The organism is Haloparvum alkalitolerans, assembly GCF_050122995.1.
Taxonomy (GTDB): domain Archaea; phylum Halobacteriota; class Halobacteria; order Halobacteriales; family Haloferacaceae; genus Haloparvum; species Haloparvum alkalitolerans.
Map to the genome: position 1 here is coordinate 130,811 of NZ_JBNLIA010000001.1, position 18,408 is coordinate 149,218.

Annotated in this window: 21 protein-coding genes; 14 read left to right on the forward strand and 7 right to left on the reverse strand. The window is 70.8% G+C overall.

What is annotated here, in order from left to right; translation table 11 throughout:
* The first annotated feature begins 24 nt into the window (after positions 1–24).
* Positions 25–648: a peroxidase-related enzyme gene (locus ACQE3L_RS00625; RefSeq protein ID WP_426961873.1), complete on the forward strand. Its 624-nt coding sequence runs from the start codon at positions 25–27 to the stop codon at positions 646–648.
* Between the two features lie 85 nt (positions 649–733).
* Positions 734–883 (forward strand): DUF7557 family protein, encoded by a 150-nt coding sequence (locus ACQE3L_RS00630; protein WP_426961874.1) that lies wholly within the window; start codon positions 734–736, stop codon positions 881–883.
* Positions 884–943: 60 nt separating this feature from the next.
* Here ACQE3L_RS00630 and ACQE3L_RS00635 read toward each other — a convergent pair whose 3' ends face one another.
* From ACQE3L_RS00635 to ACQE3L_RS00645, 3 genes are all read right to left on the reverse strand, one after another.
* A complete protein-coding gene (locus ACQE3L_RS00635; RefSeq protein WP_426961875.1) occupies positions 944–1,396 on the reverse strand; it encodes a DUF5799 family protein in 453 nt (150 codons plus the stop codon).
* 80 nt (positions 1,397–1,476) lie between these two features.
* A complete protein-coding gene (locus ACQE3L_RS00640; RefSeq protein WP_426961876.1) occupies positions 1,477–1,719 on the reverse strand; it encodes a DUF7508 domain-containing protein in 243 nt (80 codons plus the stop codon).
* Complete coding sequence (locus ACQE3L_RS00645; protein ID WP_426961877.1) at positions 1,716–2,180, reverse strand: DUF5796 family protein; 465 nt, start codon at positions 2,178–2,180, stop codon at positions 1,716–1,718. Before ACQE3L_RS00645 ends, ACQE3L_RS00640 begins: the two co-directional genes overlap by 4 nt.
* Before the next feature lie 154 nt (positions 2,181–2,334).
* On the opposite strand from ACQE3L_RS00645, the gene ACQE3L_RS00650 reads away from it, so the two are divergent.
* From ACQE3L_RS00650 to ACQE3L_RS00670, 5 genes are read left to right on the forward strand one after another with little or no spacing between them, the layout of a single operon-like run.
* Complete coding sequence (locus tag ACQE3L_RS00650; RefSeq protein WP_426961878.1) at positions 2,335–3,504, forward strand: hypothetical protein; 1,170 nt, start codon at positions 2,335–2,337, stop codon at positions 3,502–3,504.
* Complete coding sequence (locus ACQE3L_RS00655) at positions 3,501–3,965, forward strand: hypothetical protein (protein WP_426961879.1); 465 nt, start codon at positions 3,501–3,503, stop codon at positions 3,963–3,965. Before ACQE3L_RS00650 ends, ACQE3L_RS00655 begins: the two co-directional genes overlap by 4 nt.
* Positions 3,966–3,999: 34 nt before the next feature.
* Positions 4,000–4,563, forward strand: coding sequence for a hypothetical protein (locus ACQE3L_RS00660; protein WP_426961880.1), 564 nt, complete (start codon positions 4,000–4,002; stop codon positions 4,561–4,563).
* Positions 4,564–4,612: 49 nt separating this feature from the next.
* Complete coding sequence (locus ACQE3L_RS00665; RefSeq protein ID WP_426961881.1) at positions 4,613–5,509, forward strand: shikimate kinase; 897 nt, start codon at positions 4,613–4,615, stop codon at positions 5,507–5,509.
* 32 nt (positions 5,510–5,541) lie between these two features.
* Entirely contained in the window at positions 5,542–5,838 is a 297-nt protein-coding gene (locus ACQE3L_RS00670) for a chorismate mutase (protein WP_426961882.1), read from the forward strand.
* Here the strand turns inward: ACQE3L_RS00670 and ACQE3L_RS00675 are convergent.
* Together ACQE3L_RS00675 and ACQE3L_RS00680 are read right to left on the reverse strand one after the other, a co-directional pair.
* On the reverse strand, positions 5,835–6,188 hold the full coding sequence (locus tag ACQE3L_RS00675) for a type II toxin-antitoxin system PemK/MazF family toxin (RefSeq protein ID WP_426961883.1): 354 nt from the start codon (positions 6,186–6,188) through the stop codon (positions 5,835–5,837). The genes ACQE3L_RS00670 and ACQE3L_RS00675 overlap by 4 nt on opposite strands.
* Before the next feature lie 3 nt (positions 6,189–6,191).
* Positions 6,192–6,458, reverse strand: a complete 267-nt coding sequence (locus ACQE3L_RS00680) for an AbrB/MazE/SpoVT family DNA-binding domain-containing protein (RefSeq protein WP_058367500.1) — start codon at positions 6,456–6,458, stop codon at positions 6,192–6,194.
* Between the two features lie 292 nt (positions 6,459–6,750).
* Here ACQE3L_RS00680 and ACQE3L_RS00685 point away from each other — a divergent pair, with 292 nt between their 5' ends.
* The 4 genes from ACQE3L_RS00685 (at position 6,751) to dnaK (ending at position 13,570) form a co-directional block, all read left to right on the forward strand.
* Positions 6,751–7,212 (forward strand): Lrp/AsnC family transcriptional regulator, encoded by a 462-nt coding sequence (locus ACQE3L_RS00685; RefSeq protein WP_058366065.1) that lies wholly within the window; start codon positions 6,751–6,753, stop codon positions 7,210–7,212.
* A gap of 290 nt (positions 7,213–7,502) precedes the next feature.
* Positions 7,503–8,990 carry a proton-conducting transporter transmembrane domain-containing protein gene (locus ACQE3L_RS00690; RefSeq protein ID WP_426961884.1) on the forward strand — a complete coding sequence of 496 codons (1,488 nt, stop codon included), beginning with the start codon at positions 7,503–7,505 and terminating at the stop codon, positions 8,988–8,990.
* Positions 8,980–11,421 carry a DUF2309 domain-containing protein gene (locus ACQE3L_RS00695; protein ID WP_426961885.1) on the forward strand — a complete coding sequence of 814 codons (2,442 nt, stop codon included), beginning with the start codon at positions 8,980–8,982 and terminating at the stop codon, positions 11,419–11,421. The genes ACQE3L_RS00690 and ACQE3L_RS00695 overlap by 11 nt, the downstream gene beginning before the upstream one ends.
* A 229-nt stretch (positions 11,422–11,650) precedes the next feature.
* Positions 11,651–13,570: a molecular chaperone DnaK gene (gene dnaK, locus ACQE3L_RS00700; RefSeq protein ID WP_426961886.1), complete on the forward strand. Its 1,920-nt coding sequence runs from the start codon at positions 11,651–11,653 to the stop codon at positions 13,568–13,570.
* 89 nt (positions 13,571–13,659) lie between these two features.
* On the opposite strand, the gene ACQE3L_RS00705 is transcribed toward dnaK, so the two are convergent.
* Positions 13,660–14,439 carry a hypothetical protein gene (locus ACQE3L_RS00705; RefSeq protein ID WP_426961887.1) on the reverse strand — a complete coding sequence of 260 codons (780 nt, stop codon included), beginning with the start codon at positions 14,437–14,439 and terminating at the stop codon, positions 13,660–13,662.
* Positions 14,440–14,612: 173 nt separating this feature from the next.
* Between ACQE3L_RS00705 and dnaJ the strand changes: the two genes are divergently transcribed.
* From dnaJ to ACQE3L_RS00720, 3 genes are all read left to right on the forward strand, one after another.
* A complete protein-coding gene (gene dnaJ, locus ACQE3L_RS00710; RefSeq protein ID WP_426961888.1) occupies positions 14,613–15,764 on the forward strand; it encodes a molecular chaperone DnaJ in 1,152 nt (383 codons plus the stop codon).
* A 109-nt stretch (positions 15,765–15,873) separates the two neighbouring features.
* Entirely contained in the window at positions 15,874–16,194 is a 321-nt protein-coding gene (locus ACQE3L_RS00715; RefSeq protein ID WP_426961889.1) for a cupin domain-containing protein, read from the forward strand.
* Between the two features lie 93 nt (positions 16,195–16,287).
* Positions 16,288–17,079 (forward strand): hypothetical protein, encoded by a 792-nt coding sequence (locus tag ACQE3L_RS00720; RefSeq protein ID WP_426961890.1) that lies wholly within the window; start codon positions 16,288–16,290, stop codon positions 17,077–17,079.
* 364 nt (positions 17,080–17,443) lie between these two features.
* Here the strand turns inward: ACQE3L_RS00720 and rocF are convergent, their stop codons facing one another.
* Entirely contained in the window at positions 17,444–18,349 is a 906-nt protein-coding gene (gene rocF / locus ACQE3L_RS00725; RefSeq protein ID WP_426961891.1) for an arginase, read from the reverse strand.
* Positions 18,350–18,408: the final 59 nt, after the last annotated feature.

The window sequence follows — 18,408 nt, forward strand, 5'->3', positions numbered from 1 at the left end:
TCGGTGGGGCGCGCGGAGAGAGCCATGAGCGACGACGAGACCACCGACGGCTCGGCCGACGCGGACGGACCGACGCCCACACTCGCGGACGACGCCCAGCGGAACTTCCCGGTGCCGGCGTTCGAGGACCTGCCCGAAGACCTGCGGGACCGGATCTGCGAGGAGGCGGAGCGCGCGGGCTTCACGCCCAACGTGTTCGCGGCGCTGGCGTACAAGCCCTCGCACTTCCGGGCGTTCGTCGCCTACCACGACGCGCTGGTGGAGGACACCGACCTCGACCGCGCGGAGGTCGAGATGATCGTCGTGACCGTCTCCGGGCTCAACCACTGCCTCTACTGCAACGTCGCCCACGGCGCGCTCTGCCGGATCTACGCGAAGGACGCGGAGCTGGCCGACCAGCTCGTCTCCAACTACCGCACCGCGGACGTGAGCGAGAAGCGCCGCGTCATGCTCGACGTGGCCGCCAAGATAACCGAGTCGCCCTCGGCCGTCACGGCCGCGGACCGGGACCGGCTGCTGGAGGCCGGGTACTCCGAGGAGGAGGCGTGGGACGTCGCGTCCGTGGCCGCGTTCTTCAACCTCTCGAACCGCATGGCGACGTTCGCCGACTGGCGGCCGAACGAGGAGTTCTACGCGCTCGGGCGGTGACCGCTCTCCGGATCGACCGCGGACCCGGCCCCCGGCGGGGCGCTCGGCCCCCGCGCTTATGAGCCGGGACGCCGAACTCGGAGGTATGCCGCAGGTCCACCTCGACGACGAGACGGTCGAGCGCCTCGACGCGATGCGTGTCGACGGACAGGAGTACGACGATCTCGTCAACGAGCTGATCGACATCTACGAGGCCAACGAGATGACGATCCATCACGGGGGCGACGTGGAGTAGCCCGCCGCGGCCGCCGGGACCGCCGCTGTACAGAAAACCCGCACCACAGCCCGCGGTCGGCTACTCCTGGTACGCGACCCGCACCTGTTCCCACTTGCCGGTCTCCTCCAGCCGCGCCTGCAGTTCGTCGGCGTACTCCTGAACGAGCGCCTCGGCGGCGGCCAGCTCCTCGTCGCTCGGGCCGTCGTCGCCCCCGCCGCCGAGGCCGAGCGCGCCCTTGATCGAGGAGAGCACGCCGCCGTCCCCGCCCCCGCCGCCGTCGCTCGGGGCGCCGCCCATGGCGGCCATCCCCTCGCGGATGTTCCCCAGCTCCGGCATGATCGAGGGGAGCTTCGAGGTGTCGGCGACGACCCGCGCCGCCTCGGGGTCGTCGGCGTCCTCGATCTCGAACTCCGCGGCGGTCATGATCAGGCCCCACTCCTGGCTCGAGAAGCGGGAGTTCGCCACGCGGTCGTTGAACTCGCGGTCGACGGCCATGCGCTCGCCGACGACGGCGTCGGTCCAGTCGCTCATGGGAGTCCGTTGGACGAGCGGTCGCAAGAGCGTTGTGCTCGGCGCGCGCCGGCGGTCTCCGCGGACGCGGCGGGGCGCCGTTATCCTTCGTGTTCCCTCAGCAGGCGGTCGGCGTGGTCGCGCGACTGCGCGACGGTCCACCGGACCTGCGCCGCCTCGCCGTCGCCGTACGCGAGCGCCTCCTTCAGTTCGTCGCGGACGATCCCGCTGTCGATCCGCAGCGATTCGCCGTCCGCGTCCCCGAGTTCGTAGACCCCCGGCGCGTCGGGCGCCGCGGCGACGGTGCTGCGGTCGAGGTCCCGCCACGGCTTGCGGAGGCTCATTCCTCGGTGAAGCTCCCGACGCCATCGGTGGGCGGTTCGACGACTTCGAAGCTCCGTTCACCCCAGTCGTCCTCGACGAAGACGAACACGCGGCCGCCCGCGACCTCCGGGTCCGCCTCGACGTGAACGCGCTCGCCGGCGGCGCGGACCGCGACGCCGGGGAACAGCTCCTCCGACTCGCCGGCGCCGAGCATCACGCGGCCGACGCCGGTGTCCGCGAGGATCTCGTCGTGGGTGTTGTAGTCGTTCACGTAGGTCATCACGCCCTCCGTCTCGGTGGGGTCCGTGACGAGGACGTGGACCTCCTTGCCGGGGCCGGTACGGAGCGTCCCCTCGACGGGGTCGGGCGCGCCGCGGTAGAGCGTGTTCCGGCCGTCGAGGTACTCGACGACGACGCCCTCCTCGACGAGGTCGATGGGGAGCGTCTGCGGGGACACGTCGCTTCGCGATGGCGAGGACATACACGTGATTGCGCGCCCGCGGCCTAAAACGGAGCGTTCGACGGCGGCGAGCGTCCGGCGGCGGCGAGCGGCCGGCGGCGGGGAACGGCCGGGCCGCGGGCGCGATCAGGTCCTCGGGCGCAGACTTAAGGGCACGCGTGGACGACGCAAGACCATGGATCCGACGCGACGCCGGCTGCTCGCCGCGGGCGCGGGACTCGCGGGGGCGTCGTCGGCCGGATGCCTCGGCGGCGGCTCCGGCGTCGAGTATCCCGACAACGAGAGCGGCGCCGCTTCCGGCGGCGCGGCTGCCGACACGGCCGCGGACGGGACGGTCAACGAGCGCGTCGGCGAGAGAGTCGAGAACGAGGCGCTCGCTGAAGTGACCGCGAACATCCTGGACGAGATACACTGGTTCGCGACACGCTATCCCGACGCGATCCGGACCTACGTCGCGGCGACCACCCGGATCGTCGAGGCGATCATCGACACGCGCGAGCGGATCGTCGCGGCCGGCAAGACCGACCCGGAGTGGGTCGACGCGCTCGCGGGCACCACCGACGAGGAGATCCCGACCGCGAGCGACCCGCTTGAGCCGCATTTCTCCCCCGAGGCGTTTCTGAACAAGACCGCGAACAGACACCTCGAGATCGTCCGCCGGTTCGTGCGGCGCGGGGACACCGAACGCGTCGTCGAGGAGCTGGAACGGATGGAGACCTCCTTCCGGAGCCTCTCCAGCGCGAAGGCGGCGACGGAGCGCCACCCGCGCGACCCCATCAACAACCGGCTCCGTCGGTGGCTGACCGACGACCCGACCGACCCGTTCGTCTTCGGGCTCCGATACCCGACCGAGGATTTCGCGGGGTTCGCGTACGACCCGACGCACGTGAACTTCGAGGACACCGCGCCGATGCGGCTCCGCGGGGACCCGGTGGCCGAGGAGCGACGGGCGAGCGTCGACGAGCGACTCGGTCCCGTCAGGCAGTCGGCGGACCGAACCGACGAGCTGTACGTCTCCGTCGCCCGCTGGCCGACGCGCCCGTTCGACGGCCATCCCGACCGACTGGGCGGACAGGTCGTCCACGTGCAGCGGTACACCGACGCGGAGGCGGCCGCCGCGGCCCTCGACAGGGTGGTCGCCGCTGGTGCGACGGAGGGGCGCGACGACCCCCTCGGGTCGACGCCGTGGCACCGCTACTACTTCCCCCACGGGAACGGCGTGATGTACGGATACGTCGCGCGAGCGGGCGAGGCGCTGATCGCCTTCGGCTTCTCCGGGACCGCGTGGGAGGAGCGCGTGAGCTGGCGCGGCCCGCTGACCGACTGCTGGCTCGCCACCGTATGACCCGCGCCGTCGCGGCCGCGGTGCTGGCCGGGCTGTTTATCGCGACGGGGGTCGCCGTCGGCGCCGTCGGCGCGGTGACGACCGGCTGGGCGGAGGCGACCTTCGCGACCGACGCGGGCGGCGACGCCGCGCGGTTCGGTCCGATCTTCGTCGCGCAGCTCTACTTCGTCGCGTCGGCGACCGCGATGGCCGTGGCCCCGGCGGTCGCGGCGCCGCTCGGGCTCTCCTTCGGCTCCCGCGCACGCGAGGCGAGCGACGCCGCGCTCGTCTGCGGGACGGGCGCGCTCGTCGGCGGGTTCGGGTTCCTGTTGGCGGCGGTCGGACTCGTCGTCGCCTCGCAGGGCGCCGCCGCCGAGCAGGCGCACAGCCTGGGCGCGGCGCTTCGGCCGGCAGCGGTCGCCGCGCTCGCGTCCGGTACGGTCGGCGCCGTCGCCGGCGTCGTCGGGCAGCGTCTCGGGTGAGGGATTTATCGGGGCTCCGCGAGTACTGCGGGGCGTGTCCGAGGATCGACGCACGCGCCGCGGCGTGTTGGCCGTCTTCGCAGCCGCCGGGCTCGCGGGCTGTAGCGGCCTCGTCACGTCGGGCGAGGACCCGGCCGGGGCGGTCGACACGCCGACCGACGGCCCACCGACCGAGACGGCACAGCGGACGGCGACGCCGGAGCCGGCCACGCCGACGGAGACGCCGGCGTCGATCGAGACGCGCGCCCCGTCGGGCCCCGAGGAGGGGATCGAGGTCGTCGGCACCCGCCACCGCGTCCGGGCCGACGACGGGTACACCCGGGTCGACGCCGAGGTGACGCTCCGGAACACCGGCTCGTACACCTACCGCTGGCTGGAGGTGCGGATCGACGTGATCTACACCGACCCCGTCGGGGGCGAGGAGACCCGAGTGGTCTCGGGATACGCGGAACGCCGCTTCGACGACGGCTTCGCGAGCGGGACGGCGGACCTCGCGACGAACCTGCGCGCTCGCCGCGACGGGCGTGCGAACCGGTCGACCAACGACGCGGACTTCCACCTCGAACTGGCGCTTCGGCGCGTCGAGACGGTCGGATAGAACTCGCCGCGACCGCCACGCCTTTGTCGGCGTCACGCCCCGTACCGGTATGGAGGGACGCGCCGCGGCGCTCGGTGCCGGGACGGTGCTGAACGCGTTGGCGACCGGTACCGGTTCGGCGTTCGCGCTCGACGTGGAGACGCGTGCGACGGTGACGCTCGACCCGGCCAGCGACGGCGTCGACGGGACCGTCGCGGGTGCGCCCGACGCGGACACGGGGCTCGTGGAGCGCTGTGTCGCGCTCGCGACCGAGCGCTGGGGTGCCGGGGAGGGCGGCGCCGTCACCACCGACAGCGACGTGCCGATGGCCGCGGGGCTCAAAAGCTCCAGCGCGGCCGCGAACGCGACCGTCCTCGCGACCTGCGACGCGCTGGGGCTGACCGTCGGCGACGACCCGGACGACCCCGCCGTCGACGTCACCCGCGAGGCGGCCTGTCGGCTCGGCGTCCGGGCCGCTCGGGAGGCGGGCGTCACCGTGACCGGCGCGTTCGACGACGCCTCCGCGTCGATGCTCGGCGGCGTCACCGTCACCGACAACGACGCGGACGCGCTGCTGGCGCGGGAGCCGGTCGCGTGGGACGCCCTCGTCTGGACGCCGCCGGAGCGCGCCTACAGCGCGGACGCGGACGCCGAGCGCTGCGCGAACGTCGCGCCGATGGCCGAGCTGGTCGCGGACCTCGCGCTCGAGGGGCGGTTCGCGTCCGCGATGACCGTCAACGGCCTCGCGTTCTCCGCGGCGCTCGGCTTCTCCGCGGACCCCGCCGTGGAGGCGATGCCGCACGCGACCGGCGTCTCGCTGTCCGGCACCGGACCGAGCGTCGTCGCCGTCGCGGCCCCCGACGACCCGGCCGCCGACCTCGACGCCGTCGGCGAACTGTGGCGCGAGCGCCCCGGCGACGTCCGCCGCACGACGACCCGCAACGACGGCGCCCGAATTCTCGACTGATCACGACAACCAACCACACAGGAGAGACACTCATGAGCACCAACACACCCGACCCGGAGGAGATGTCGCTCGACGAACTACGCGCGGAGATCGAGGGGATCGACCGCGAGATCGTCGAACTGATCGCCCGCCGCACCTACGTGGCAGACACGGTCGCGCAGGTGAAGGAGGAACGAGACCTGCCGACGACCGACGAGGGACAGGAACAGCAGGTGATGGAACGCGCCGGCGAGAACGCCGAGCGCTTCGACGTCGACGCCAACCTCGTGAAGGCGATCTTCCGGCTGCTGATCGAGTTGAACAAAGTGGAGCAGCGGGAGAGTCGTTAGGGTTCTCTCAGACCGAGGCTGTATTCGAGTGCCTCGTCGACTTCCTCCAGACGGGATGCCGGCACGGAACCGAGAGTGGTCTTAATGCGATGTTCGATTGACACCGTGCGAATCTGACTACAGAGAGCGACCGAGTCCTCTCGGAGCGGAGATTCGGCAGCCGAGACGAGTACCTCGAACGGGTACAGTTCGTCTCCTCGCGAGGTCGTAAACGGGACGACGATGGTCGTCGGCGCGTTCTCGTTCCCAACGTCGTTTTGCACGACTAGACACGGTCGTGTTCCCCGTTGCTCTGACCCCTCTGTCGGGTCGAGCTTGACGATGACGACGTCTCCGCGTCGAACGTCCATCGATTACCACTCGGGGACATCACCGAGATACTCGCCGGCCTCGCGGGACACGTCGTCCATCTCCTCCGCAAGGGCTTCAGCCTCTGCTGCGCGCCGTTGGTACCCCTCAGCGAGTTCCTCACGAGTCAGCGGTTTCTCGATGGTGATTTTCCCGTCCTCTTCGTGAACCAGTACCTCGTCCCCGCCGCGGATACCCAGTTTCTCTCTCAGTTCTTTCGGGAGGGTTACTTGCCCCCGTTCACCGACCTTGCGTTCCTCGCTCCGGCTCATGCGTATTCATATCGTATTCATATCTAAATCCTTTTCGCTCGAAGAAGAGCTGAGAGGGGAGAGACCACCGACCCAATGCGCAACTTTCGTTCAGGGTACGAGATACTGAATCTCGACTCCTTGAACAAGGTGAAGCAGGGGGAGAGTCGGTAGCGATACCTCTTCCCTTCGGCTCCGATCTCTCGGTCGGCGGTGGGGCCGCGAGCGGGACGACGGTCGCCGGTCCCGCGTGCGGAGCCGGGACCCGCGGCCAGGCGAAGTTCCTTATAATCTCCGCGGGAAATTCGGGGGTATGGCGGATTACGAACTCGATGACGTCGACCGCGAGATCCTCTACGCGCTACAGGAAGACGCTCGCAACCTCTCGTCCGGCGAGATCGCGGAGCGAACCAGCGCCTCATCGAGCACGGTTCGCAAACGCATCCAGCGGCTCGAGTCGGAGGGCGTCATCAAGGGGTACAGCGCCGAGGTTGACTATCAGCGGTCCGGCTACCCCCTCCGAATGCTGCTGTTCTGTACGGCGCCGATCCCGGACCGGGGCGACCTCATCGACGAGATACTCGAGATCCCGAAAGTCGTCTCGGTACAGGAACTGGTGACGGGCGAGAAGAACCTCCTCGTCACGGCCGTCGGGGAGACGGACGGCGACATCACCCCGGTCGCGCAGGAACTGCTCGACATGGGACTGACCGTGGCCGACGAAGTGCTCGTCCGCAGCCACGAGTCGACCCCGTTCGACGACTTCCCGTCGTAACAGAGAACGACCCTCCCCGCTGCCGTTCCCGCGGCCGATCCACTCAGCCCGCCCCGCTCGTGTGGCGCCTCGCGAGCGGACCTGCCGGTCGGCGCTGCTGTGACGCTTACACGACCATAATGTTCTTTCATGCTCTTTGTTCGAACGAATTGTTACCACCGGTGGCTATAATAACCAGTCTGGTATAGGAGAGGGTGAAGACGACCAGCCCGTGCGAGTGGCGCCGGGAAGGGCGCCGGTCGGTCGGCGGTACGGCCCGGCCCGTGCTGGTCACGGAGAGGATCCGAATAATGGCGAGTCAACCACCATCGAACGAGACCGTACAACTCTCCGAAACAGCGACACCGTCGCCGTCGCTCGTTCCGCGGGTGTCGACCGTCGCGATGTGGGCGCTCTTCCTGCTCTGTTCTGGCGTGCTCGCGCTCGCCGTCACGAGCGGCGGCCGGTGGACGGTCGGGGGCGTCCTCGTCGTGGACGGGCTGACCGCGATCATGTGGGTCGTGGTCACCTTCTTCAGCGGCATCGTCCACAGCTACTCCCGCCGCTACATGGCGGGCGACCGCCATCTCGACGGGTTCTACGCGCGGATCTTCGCGTTCACGCTCGCGGTCATGACGATGACCGCGGCCGACCACGTCGCCCTCTTCGCGGTCATGTGGCTGGCGATGGGCCTCTGCATGGCGTCGCTCATCGGCCACGTCCGCGGGTGGAAACAGGCGCAGGCCGCCGCCGGGACCGCCCGCCGCTACTTCCTCGCGAGCAGCGGACTGCTCGGCGCGGGGTTGGTCGCGCTGACCTGGGCGACGGGATCGACCTCCATCGCGGGCATCCTCGGACAGGTCGGAACGGTCCCGCGGCCGGTCGCGCTCGGCGCCGTCGGCTGTCTCTTCCTCGCCGCGATCATCCAGTCGGCGCTGTTCCCGTTTCACACCTGGCTGCTGTCGTCCATGACGGCGCCGACCCCGGCGTCGGCCCTGATGCACGCCGGCTTCGTCAACGCCGGCGGCATCCTGTTGACGCGCTTCGCGCCGCTTTTGGCCGACGAGCCCGCGGTCATGTCGCTCCTCGTCGTCGTCGGCGCCTTCAGCGCCCTGCTCGGACAGGCGCTGCTGCTCGTCCAGACGGACATCAAGCGCGAACTCGGCGCCTCCACGATCGCGCAGATGGGCTTCATGATCCTCCAGTGCGGGCTCGGGTTCTTCGCCGCCGCGATCACCCACCTCATCCTTCACGGCTTCTACAAGGCGTACCTGTTCCTCTCGTCGGGGGCCGCCGTCGAGCAGACGGCTCCCGAGGGCCACCACCGCGCCGGCACGAGCCTCCCGAGCGTCGCCGTCAGCCTCCTCACGGCCGTCGGCGGCGGCGTGCTGTTCGCCCTCCTCACCGGGAAGGGAACGGAACTGAACAGCGGGCTCTTCCTGACGTTCGTGGTCGTCGTGACGACCATGCACGCGACCAGGGACATTCTCCGGCGGACGGCGCTGCCACCGTCGCTGCGGCTCGTCAGCGTGCCCCTCGTCGTCCTGACCGCCATCGGCACCTACGCCGTGCTGTTCGACGCCATCTCGGCGGTGATCGCGAGCACACCGATGGCGCAGGCGCCGACCGACCTGACGGCCGTGCACCTGGGCGTCGCCGCCGCGTTCGTCGCGTCGTACCTCGCGACGGAGCTCGGCTGGCATCGGTCCAACAAGCGGCTCTACGTCGCGCTGCTCAACGTGTCACAGCCGAGTCCGGACACGCTCCTCACGAGCAAGGAGGACTACGATGACGCGTAACGGAGACGCGCTCGCCGACAGCATCGACCGCGCGGCCGACGCCGTCGGCTCGGTCTGGCCGCTCCACTCGTTCGTCACGGCCAACCCCCTCTCGGGCTTCGAGGACCGCCCGTTCCACCGTGCGGTCGCAGAGGCCGAACGGCTGTTCGGCGGCCGCGGCTACCCGCATCCCGCCGTCTTTCGGCGTGCGTGGGAGGACGGCCGGATCGATCCCGAGGTGCTGACCGCTGAGCTCGACTCACACGGCGTCTCGGGGGATCCGGAGGCCCTGCTCGACGAGATGGCGGCGGCGGAGCCGAACCGGGAGAACGGGCCGGACAGGGAGAGCGAGCCGAGCCGGGAGAGCGAGCCGGACTCCGCGACGGAGACGCTCGACCGGCTCGTCTCGAAGTGGCTCGCCGCGTTCCTCGACCAGGGACGGGCGGAGTGGCCGATGCCGGACCGCGACCGCGGGTTCTACGCCGCCTGGCGCGAACTCGCGCCGTACGACGGGAGCGTCCCCGACTGTCGCGAGCCGTCGGACCTCCCCGAGACCCCGACCGAGGCGCTGGAGGCTGCGCTGGCCGACCACCCCGAGGAGCGCTGGGAGGCGATCTTCGAACGCCACCTCGCGGCGCTGCCGGGCTGGACCGGGTTCATCAAACAGCGGGCCAGCGGGTCCGCCGGGGGCTGGCAGTCGGCGGCGCCGATCTCGCTGCTCGAGTATCTCGCGGTGCGGCTGACGCTCGCCGACCTGCTGGGTGCGCCCGTCGACCCCGAGGAGCGGGGCGAACGCACCGGCGAGAGCGCGGACGCGGACGGTCCCCCGCTCGCGGAGATCTGGCTGACCGCGTGGGAGAAGAGCTACCGCGACCGCCTCCTCGAGGGCGTCGACCGGACGGCCACGGAGTCGTCGAGCGCGGAGGACGGCCCGCGGCCGGACGCACAGCTCGTCTTCTGTATCGACACTCGCTCGGAGATCATTCGGCGTCACGTCGAGTCCGCCGGCTCGTACGAGACGTTCGGCTACGCGGGCTTTTTCGGGATTCCGATGCGGTACCAGGGGTACCGGTCGGCGATCGAGACCGACGCCTGCCCGCCGATCGTCGAACCGCAACACCACATCATCGACCGCCCCAGGCCGGACCGGCGGAACGAGGAGGCGGTTCACAGGCGGTGGAGCCAGGTCGTCGGGGCGGCCCACAAGCACATCAAGGCGCTCAAGACCAACATCGCCGCCGCCTTCACCTTCGTCGAGGGCGGGGGTAGCGCCTACGGCGCGGCGATGGCGACACGGACGCTGCTCCCGGGGGCCGTCTCCGACCTGTCCGACGCCGTCGACGACAGGATCCCGAGCCCCTCCGAGTACTGCGCGCCCGCCGTCGACCGCCCGGCCGAGGAGCACGCCGACGGAGGGCTCCCGCGCGGGATGACCTTCGAGGAGAAGGTCGGCTACGCCGAGGCCGCGTTCGACCTGATGGGCTGGACGGAGTTCGCCCGGCTGGTCGTTTTCACGGGGCACGCGAGCGAGACGACGAACAACCCGTTCGCCTCCAGCCTCGACTGCGGCGCCTGCGCCGGCAATCCCGGCGGGCCGAACGCCCGCGTCCTCGCGGCGATCTGCAACGACGAGGACGTCCGCGACGCGCTCCGGGAGCGGGGGATCGACATCTCGGCCGACACCGTCTTCCTGGCCGGCGAGCACAACACGACCACCGACGAGATCACGCTGTTCGACGGCGACGTTCCGGAGAGCCACCGGGAGGACCTCGAGCGGCTCCGTGCGGACCTCTCGCGGGCGCGGACCGCCGCCGCGGCCGAGCGCGCGGAATCGATGACCCGTGCGGATCCCGAGGACGGCGTCCGCGAGACGGAGCGCCGGACGGCCGACTGGGCGGAGACCCGCCCCGAGTGGGGGCTGGCCGGCAACGCCTCGTTCGTCGTCGGCTCCCGGGAGCTGACCGAAGACCGGGACCTCGACGGTCGGGCGTTCCTACACTCCTACGACTGGACCACCGACCAGAACGGCGAGGCGCTCGAGGCGATCATGACCGGGCCGCTCGTCGTCACCCAGTGGATCAACAACCAGTACTACTTCGCGACCGTGGACAACGGCGTGTACGGGAGCGGCTCCAAGGTCACGCAGAACCCCCGCGGCAACATCGGCGTCGTACAGGGCAACGGCGGCGACCTGATGACGGGGCTCCCGCTCCAGTCGCTCAAGGCGGACGACGAGCGGGAGTACCACCAGCCGCTCCGGCTCACGACCGTCATCCACGCCCCGGTCGACCGGGTCACGGACGTCCTCCGCCGGCACGAGGAGGTCGCGGACCTGGTCGACAACGGCTGGATCTCGCTGACCGTCGTGGATCCCGAGCAGGACGACGCCGTGGTCCACTACTGCGGCGGACTGGAGTGGGAGCCGCGGCAGTCGGAACCGCTCGTGCATTAGCTCGGCGCCCCCGGCCGCGGTCGTCTCCACGGCACGAACCGAACCGGCCGCGGATCGAACCGACCGCGGATCGAACCGGTCGCGACTGTGCTTGTGGATCGGCATAAATACACCGACCGGACGAGACGACGGAATGAGAAAACCGACAGCAAGCGGCGGGATGGACTCGCGCGGCGTGTCGCCTCGTCTAGTAACGTTTAACCGACGCTAGCCGATACTGTTGGGCAAGATGGCGAGCAACAAAATCCTCGGTATCGACCTCGGTACCACCAACTCCGCCTTTGCGGTGATGGAGGGTAGCGAGCCCGAGATCATCGCGAACGCGGAGGGCGACCGTACGACGCCCTCCATCGTCGGGTTCTCGGACGACGGTGAACGGCTCGTCGGGAAGCCGGCGAAGAACCAGGCGGTTCAGAACCCCGACCGGACGATCCAGTCCATCAAGCGGCACATGGGCGAGGAGGACTACACGGTCGAGGTCGACGACGAGGAGTACACGCCGGAGCAGATCTCGGCGATGATCCTCCAGAAGATCAAACACGACGCCGAGGAGTACCTCGGCGACGACGTCGAGAAGGCGGTCATCACGGTCCCCGCCTACTTCAACGACAAGCAGCGTCAGGCCACGAAGGACGCCGGCGAGATCGCCGGCCTCGAGGTCGAGCGCATCGTCAACGAGCCGACCGCGGCCGCGATGGCGTACGGGCTCGACGACGACTCGGACCAGACCGTTCTCGTCTACGACCTCGGGGGCGGCACCTTCGACGTCTCCATCCTCGACCTGGGCGGCGGCGTCTACGAGGTCGTCGCGACGAACGGGGACAACGACCTCGGCGGCGACGACTGGGACGAGGCGATCATCGACTACCTCGCCGACGAGTTCGAGAACGACCACGGCATCGACCTCCGCGAGGACCGCCAGGCCCTTCAGCGGCTCACCGAGGCGGCCGAGGAGGCGAAGATCGAGCTCTCCAACAAGAAGGAGACGACTGTCAACCTGCCGTTCATCACCGCGACCGACTCCGGTCCGGTCCACCTCGAGGAGTCGATCACCCGCGCGACGTTCGAGTCGATCACGGAGGACCTCATCGACCGCACCGTCGGGCCGACGGAGCAGGCGCTCTCAGACGCCGGCTACGACAAGGGCGACATCGACGAGGTCATCCTCGTCGGCGGCTCCACCCGGATGCCGCAGGTCCAGGAGCAGGTCGAGGAGCTCATCGGCCAGGAGCCGAAGAAGAACGTCAACCCCGACGAGGCGGTCGCGCTCGGCGCGGCCATCCAGGGCGGCGTGCTCGGCGGCGAGGTCGACGACATCGTCCTGCTCGACGTGACCCCCCTCTCGCTCGGTATCGAGGTGAAGGGCGGGCTCTTCGAGCGGCTCATCGAGAAGAACACCACCATCCCGACCGAGGAGTCGAAGGTGTTCACCACGGCCGCGGACAACCAGACCTCCGTGCAGGTCCGCGTCTTCCAGGGCGAACGCGAGATCGCCGAGGAGAACGAGCTGCTCGGCGCGTTCCAGCTCACCGGCATCCCGCCGGCGCCCGCGGGCACTCCCCAGATCGAGGTCTCCTTCAGCATCGACGAGAACGGCATCGTCAACGTCGAGGCCGAGGACCAGGGCTCGGGCAACGCCGAGTCGATCACCATCGAGGGCGGCGCGGGCCTCTCGGACGAGGAGATCGAGCAGATGCAGGAGGAGGCCGAACAGCACGCCGAGGAGGACGAGAAGCGCCGCGAGCGCATCGAGGCCCGCAACGAGGCCGAGGGCGCGGTCCAGCGCGCCGAGACCCTCATCGACGAGAACGAGGAGGAGCTCGACGCGGACCTGATCGACGACATCGAGGCGGAGATCGAGTCGCTCGAGGCGGTTCTCGAGGACGAGGACGCCTCGATCGAGGAGCTGGAGGAGGCAACCGAGTCGCTCTCCGAGGCGCTCCAGGAGATCGGCAAGCAGATGTACCAGGAGCAGGCCGCCGCCGGCGGCGCCGGCGCGGCCGGCGGGCCGGGCGGCGCTGGCCCCGGCGGTGCGGCCGGTCCCGGCGGCGCAGCCGGTCCCGGCGGTGCGGGCCCCGAGGGCGGCGACGACGAGGAGTACGTCGACGCCGACTTCGAGGACGTCGACGACGAGGCCGACGAGGAGTAGACCGCTTCACGCGGCCGCGACCGTTCGCGGGCGAGCTTTTTCGAACGACTGACCGTCGACCGACCGGAGACCGTCCCGGTCGACGGACGCTATTCTCGAAGCCTCGAGAGCAGGCTGTCGAACCCCTCGCCCCGCGGCTCGTGATCGTCGCTCGCGGTGCCGGGTTCCGGCAGATCGACGGGATGGAGCCGCTCGTCGGTGAGTTCGAGCAGGCGATCCAGCCGCGGGAACGACGCACGGAGGGACGGGACCGCCCCGGGGGCGCACTCCTCGTCGGCCTGCAGCACCGACCGCGAGTCGGTCAGCACCGGGACGATCGACAGCGGGGTCGACCGGTAGAGCACCTCGTAGGCGGGGATCCCGTCGGGCGCGTACTCGGAGGAGGCCGCGCTCGATCCGTTCTGGCCACCGCCGTTCAGAAGCTTCGACGCCGGAATCGTCCCGAGGATCACGTCGACGTTCCGGGCGAGCACCGCGAGCCGGCGACCGGGATCGGCGTCCTCGCTCTGGCTCCCGTACACTTTCGCCGGATCGCGGTCGTCCTCGGCGTTCCCCAGGAGTCCGTCGACCACGTCGTCGAAATGGCTCGCCTCCGTCTCGCTCCGCCAGATCCGTATCTCCGTCTCCGACCCGAACAGGCCGCCGCCCGCGACGGTGAACTCGTAGTGGGCGATGTCCCGGCCGTCGGCGGGCGGCGCCGGCTCCTCGCCGCCAGTCCACGCGGTCACGGCCTTGGCGAGGTCCGTGTTCATCGACACCTCGGCGTCGCTTCGCTCGGCCGCGAGCCCGAGCCCGACCGGGAGGTCCGTCCGCGGCGCGTTCGGCGGAACGAGCACCGCGGCATCGACCCGGCCTTTGCTGTCGAACATGTGAGAGAACGGACGGGGACCCGCAATGTGCGTTTCGGTGTCACGGTTGGTGCGGGCGGCGCGCGTGACAAGACGTGCGGTACGGCGGACGTGACGGTCGGTCCGGGGTATCCGGCGCGTCCGCCGCGCAACCCGTCTTTTCAAGTGTTTCAACTGGCTATGGGCGATAACGAATGAGCGAGGACTTCTACGACGTGCTCGGGGTTTCGCGGGACGCCGACGAGGACGAGATCACGAAGGCCTACCGCAAGAAGGCCGCCCAGTACCACCCCGACGTGAGCGACGAGGACGACGCCGAGGAGAAGTTCAAGAAGATCCAGAAGGCCAAGGAGGTGCTGACCGACGAAGAGAAGCGCCGCCAGTACGACCAGATGGGCCACGAGCGGTTCCAGGAAGCGGAGAAACACGGCGCGACCGGCGGCGGTGCGGGCGGCGCGGGCGGATTCGGCGGCGCGGGCGGCGCCGGCGGCTTCGAGGACATCTTCAACCAGTTCTTCGGCGGCGGTCGCGGCGGTGGCGGCCGCGGCGGTCGCGACAACAGGCCGCGGAAGGGACAGGACCTCCGGACGGGCCTCACCGTCGACCTGGAGGAGGCGTTCGAGGGAACGACCAAGCAGCTCACGGTCACGCGACCGGAGACGTGCCCCGAGTGCGACGGCCGCGGGCACCCCGAGGACGCGGACGTCTCCGCCTGTCAGCAGTGCGGCGGGCAGGGACAGGTGACGCAGGTCCAGCAGACGCCGCTCGGGCGCGTCCAGCAGACCACCACTTGTCCGCGGTGTGACGGCGCCGGCGAGACGTACAGCGAGTCCTGTTCGACCTGCGGCGGCGACGGCGTCGCGCGCAACGAGGCGACGCTGACCGTCGAGGTGCCCGCCGGCATCCGCTCCGGGCAGAGCCTCCGCATGGAGGGCGAGGGCGCGCCCGGCGAGAACGGCGGCCCGAACGGCGACCTGCTCGTGGAGGTCGACGTGGACGTGGGCGAGCGCTTCGAGCGCGACGGCGCCGACCTCCACGTCCACGAGGCGGTCTCGTTCCCGCAGGCGGTCTTCGGCGACACGGTGCCGGTCGAGACCGTCGACGGCACCGTCGAGATGGACGTGCCCGCGGGCACCCAGAGCGGCGAGACGTTCCGCCTGCGCGGCAAGGGGATGCCGAAGATCCGCGGCCGCGGTCGCGGCGACCTCTTCGTGCAGGTGCAGGTCGTCGTCCCCGACTCGCTCAACGAGGAGCAGCGCGAGGCGCTGGAGGCGTTCGCCGAGGCCGGCGGCGAGGAGATCGATGTCGACCAGGGCTTCTTCGAGAAGCTGAAGAACACGTTCTGAGGGCGGCAGCCAGCGGCCGTTCTCGGGCCGGGTCCGCGACCGTCCCGCCTCCCGGGCCCTCGCTCCCGCCGTCCCCTTTTTGCTCGCGGCGACCCAACACGCGGTCGCAATGAGCTACGACAGCGTCACCGCGACCGACGTGGACCCGCGCGCGCCCGGCATGCACTTCCTCCGGGACGCGCTCGACTGCGAGAACCTCGGGATCACCCTCGTCGAGGCCGACGACGGTTGGGAGGGGATGGAGCACGACCACGCCGAGGACGGACAGGAGGAAGTGTACCTGCTCGTCGACGGTTCGGCCACGCTGACCGTCGAGGGCGAGACCGTCGACCTCGAACCGGGCGACGCCGTGCGCGTCGACGGGAGCGACACGCGGAGCCTCTCCTTCGGGGCCGACGACTCCCGGATGGTCATCGCGGGCGCGCCCTGACCCGCCCCCACCGGTCCGGTCTGCCCTCCGCATTCGGCCGCGCCCTCGTGTGCGACCGCCGGAGCCTTGAGCCCTCCCCACGACGTCCCCCACATGCACGTCGTCGGGGACCTGCTCGCACGCGACCGACGGAGCGACGCCCCCGCGCTCGTCACGCCCGACGGGCGCGAGCGGAGCTATCACGAGCTGATCACGAACGCCTACAAGGCCGGTAACGTCCTTCGCTACCTCGGACTCGGCGCCGGGCGCACGCTGGCGGCCGCGCCCGTCCCCGCGCTCCCGCCGGTGCTGGCGTTCCTCGGCGCGGCCCAACTCGGCGCGGCGACGCGGTTCGACCCCGCCGCTGGCGCCGACGCGGGCGACCGCGTCCTGCTGGTCCCCGCGACCGAGGAGGCCGCCTACGACCCGGCACCCGGAACGCAGCTCGCGGTCTTCGGCGGCGACCCGACCGCCCCCGAGACGACGGACTGGGAGGAGTCCGTCTGGAGCGAGAACCCCGCCTTTCCGCCGTCGGATCTGGACCCCGAGACGCCGCTCCTTCTGTCGGCCGGGGCGGCGGGCCGTGACCGGGCCGGACGCGACGGGACTGCGGCCGACGGGACCGAGCGCGACGCCGTGAGCCACGGGGGCGGGCTCGCGGCCGCCGCTGAGGTGACGGAGCGGTACGGGCTCGACGCCGACTCCCGGGTCGTCCTCCGCGCGCCCCTGTCGGACCCCGCCGCGGTCGTCGCCGGGCTCCTCGCCCCGCTGTCGGTCGGCGGGACGGCCGTACTCGCGGATCCCGCCGAGACTGGGGCCGAGGCACCGGTCCGGGGCGAGGTCGCGGTAACCGCGGGCGAGGCCCCCGAGCCGGCCGCGCTCGACCCCGCGGACGTGCCGCTGTAACGGCGATCGGCTGACACGCTCGCCACGGAGCGACTTCTGTGTCCGTCTCGGTTGCAGTTCCTGCTGCTGGGGACGGCAACATACAGAAAACCCCAGCCGGCTCTTTCAGTCCCACCCACCGCGACTGCCCCGCTCCGCACCGCGACTGCCCCGCTCCGCACCGCGACTGCCCCGCTCCGCACCGCGACTGCCCCGCTCCGCACCGCGACTGCCCCGCTCCGCACCGCGACTGCCCCGCTCCGCACCGCGACCGCACCGCAGCCTCACACCTCCCCAGCCTCGGCGGCGGCGCGGCCGCGGGACCGCACCGCATCGCGGCCGCGCTACCGCCTCCCTCGCACGCGTTTCTCGCGCGCGCCGACCGCTACAGCACGCGCTTGCCGAACGCGCTGGCGGCGAGTTCCGTCGCGAGCTCCGCGGTCTCGTTGTGCTGGTCCAGCGTGGGGTTCACCTCGACGAGCTCCATCGACCGGAGGAGGTCGCTCTCGGCGACCTGCTCCATCGCGGAGTGGGCCTCGCGGTAGGTGACCCCGCCGCGGACGGGCGTCCCGACGCCGGCCGCCTCGTGGGGGTCGAGCCAGTCGAGGTCGAGGCTCGCGTGGACGCCGTCGACGCCGGTCCCCGCGATCGCGAGCGCCTCCTCCACGACCGGCGTGACGCCGCGGCGGTCGATCTCCGACATGGTGAACGCGGTCACCTCGCTCTCGCGGATGAACTCCGCCTCCGCCTCGTCGACGCTCCGGAGGCCGACGATGACGACGTTCTCGGGACTGAGCCCGGCGGCGTTCGCCCACTCGGTGTCCGCGAACTCGCCGACGCCGAGCGCGGCCGCCAGCGGCATCCCGTGGACGTTACCGGAGGGCGTCGTCGTCGGCGTGTTGAGGTCCGCGTGCGCGTCGAACCACACCGCGCCGATCTCGGCGTCGCGCGCGGATCCGACCAGCGACCCGATGGCGATGGAGTGGTCGCCGCCGAGCGCGAGCGGCACCTCTCCGTCCGCGAGCGTCGCCGCCACCTCGTCGCCGAGGCGACGGCACACGTCGGCCGTCTCGCGGAGGAACTTCGCGGAACCCTCCGCGGGCGCTTCCGCGTCGGGGTCGCGCTCCTCGGCGCGCGGGACGAGGAGGTCGCCCGAGTCGACGGTGTCGACGCCGGCGCTCGCGAGCTGGTCGGCGAGGCCGGCGTAGCGGATCGCTGACGGTCCCATGTCGACGCCGCGTCGGTTCGCGCCGTAGTCGGTCGGCGCGCCGATGATCCGAACTGTGCGCATGTCCGTCACTCGACCGCCGTGAGGCTTCAAGCCCCCGCATCTCCACGACCGGTCGCACC

Coding starts and splice junctions, on each gene's coding strand:
- ACQE3L_RS00625 (WP_426961873.1), top strand. CDS start 25: ATGAGCGACGACGAGACCACCGACGGCTCGGCCGACGCGGACGGACCG.
- ACQE3L_RS00630 (WP_426961874.1), top strand. CDS start 734: ATGCCGCAGGTCCACCTCGACGACGAGACGGTCGAGCGCCTCGACGCG.
- ACQE3L_RS00635 (WP_426961875.1), bottom strand. CDS start 1,396: ATGAGCGACTGGACCGACGCCGTCGTCGGCGAGCGCATGGCCGTCGAC.
- ACQE3L_RS00640 (WP_426961876.1), bottom strand. CDS start 1,719: ATGAGCCTCCGCAAGCCGTGGCGGGACCTCGACCGCAGCACCGTCGCC.
- ACQE3L_RS00645 (WP_426961877.1), bottom strand. CDS start 2,180: ATGTCCTCGCCATCGCGAAGCGACGTGTCCCCGCAGACGCTCCCCATC.
- ACQE3L_RS00650 (WP_426961878.1), top strand. CDS start 2,335: ATGGATCCGACGCGACGCCGGCTGCTCGCCGCGGGCGCGGGACTCGCG.
- ACQE3L_RS00655 (WP_426961879.1), top strand. CDS start 3,501: ATGACCCGCGCCGTCGCGGCCGCGGTGCTGGCCGGGCTGTTTATCGCG.
- ACQE3L_RS00665 (WP_426961881.1), top strand. CDS start 4,613: ATGGAGGGACGCGCCGCGGCGCTCGGTGCCGGGACGGTGCTGAACGCG.
- ACQE3L_RS00670 (WP_426961882.1), top strand. CDS start 5,542: ATGAGCACCAACACACCCGACCCGGAGGAGATGTCGCTCGACGAACTA.
- ACQE3L_RS00675 (WP_426961883.1), bottom strand. CDS start 6,188: ATGGACGTTCGACGCGGAGACGTCGTCATCGTCAAGCTCGACCCGACA.
- ACQE3L_RS00680 (WP_058367500.1), bottom strand. CDS start 6,458: ATGAGCCGGAGCGAGGAACGCAAGGTCGGTGAACGGGGGCAAGTAACC.
- ACQE3L_RS00685 (WP_058366065.1), top strand. CDS start 6,751: ATGGCGGATTACGAACTCGATGACGTCGACCGCGAGATCCTCTACGCG.
- ACQE3L_RS00690 (WP_426961884.1), top strand. CDS start 7,503: ATGGCGAGTCAACCACCATCGAACGAGACCGTACAACTCTCCGAAACA.
- ACQE3L_RS00695 (WP_426961885.1), top strand. CDS start 8,980: ATGACGCGTAACGGAGACGCGCTCGCCGACAGCATCGACCGCGCGGCC.
- dnaK (WP_426961886.1), top strand. CDS start 11,651: ATGGCGAGCAACAAAATCCTCGGTATCGACCTCGGTACCACCAACTCC.
- ACQE3L_RS00705 (WP_426961887.1), bottom strand. CDS start 14,439: ATGTTCGACAGCAAAGGCCGGGTCGATGCCGCGGTGCTCGTTCCGCCG.
- dnaJ (WP_426961888.1), top strand. CDS start 14,613: ATGAGCGAGGACTTCTACGACGTGCTCGGGGTTTCGCGGGACGCCGAC.
- ACQE3L_RS00715 (WP_426961889.1), top strand. CDS start 15,874: ATGAGCTACGACAGCGTCACCGCGACCGACGTGGACCCGCGCGCGCCC.
- ACQE3L_RS00720 (WP_426961890.1), top strand. CDS start 16,288: ATGCACGTCGTCGGGGACCTGCTCGCACGCGACCGACGGAGCGACGCC.
- rocF (WP_426961891.1), bottom strand. CDS start 18,349: ATGCGCACAGTTCGGATCATCGGCGCGCCGACCGACTACGGCGCGAAC.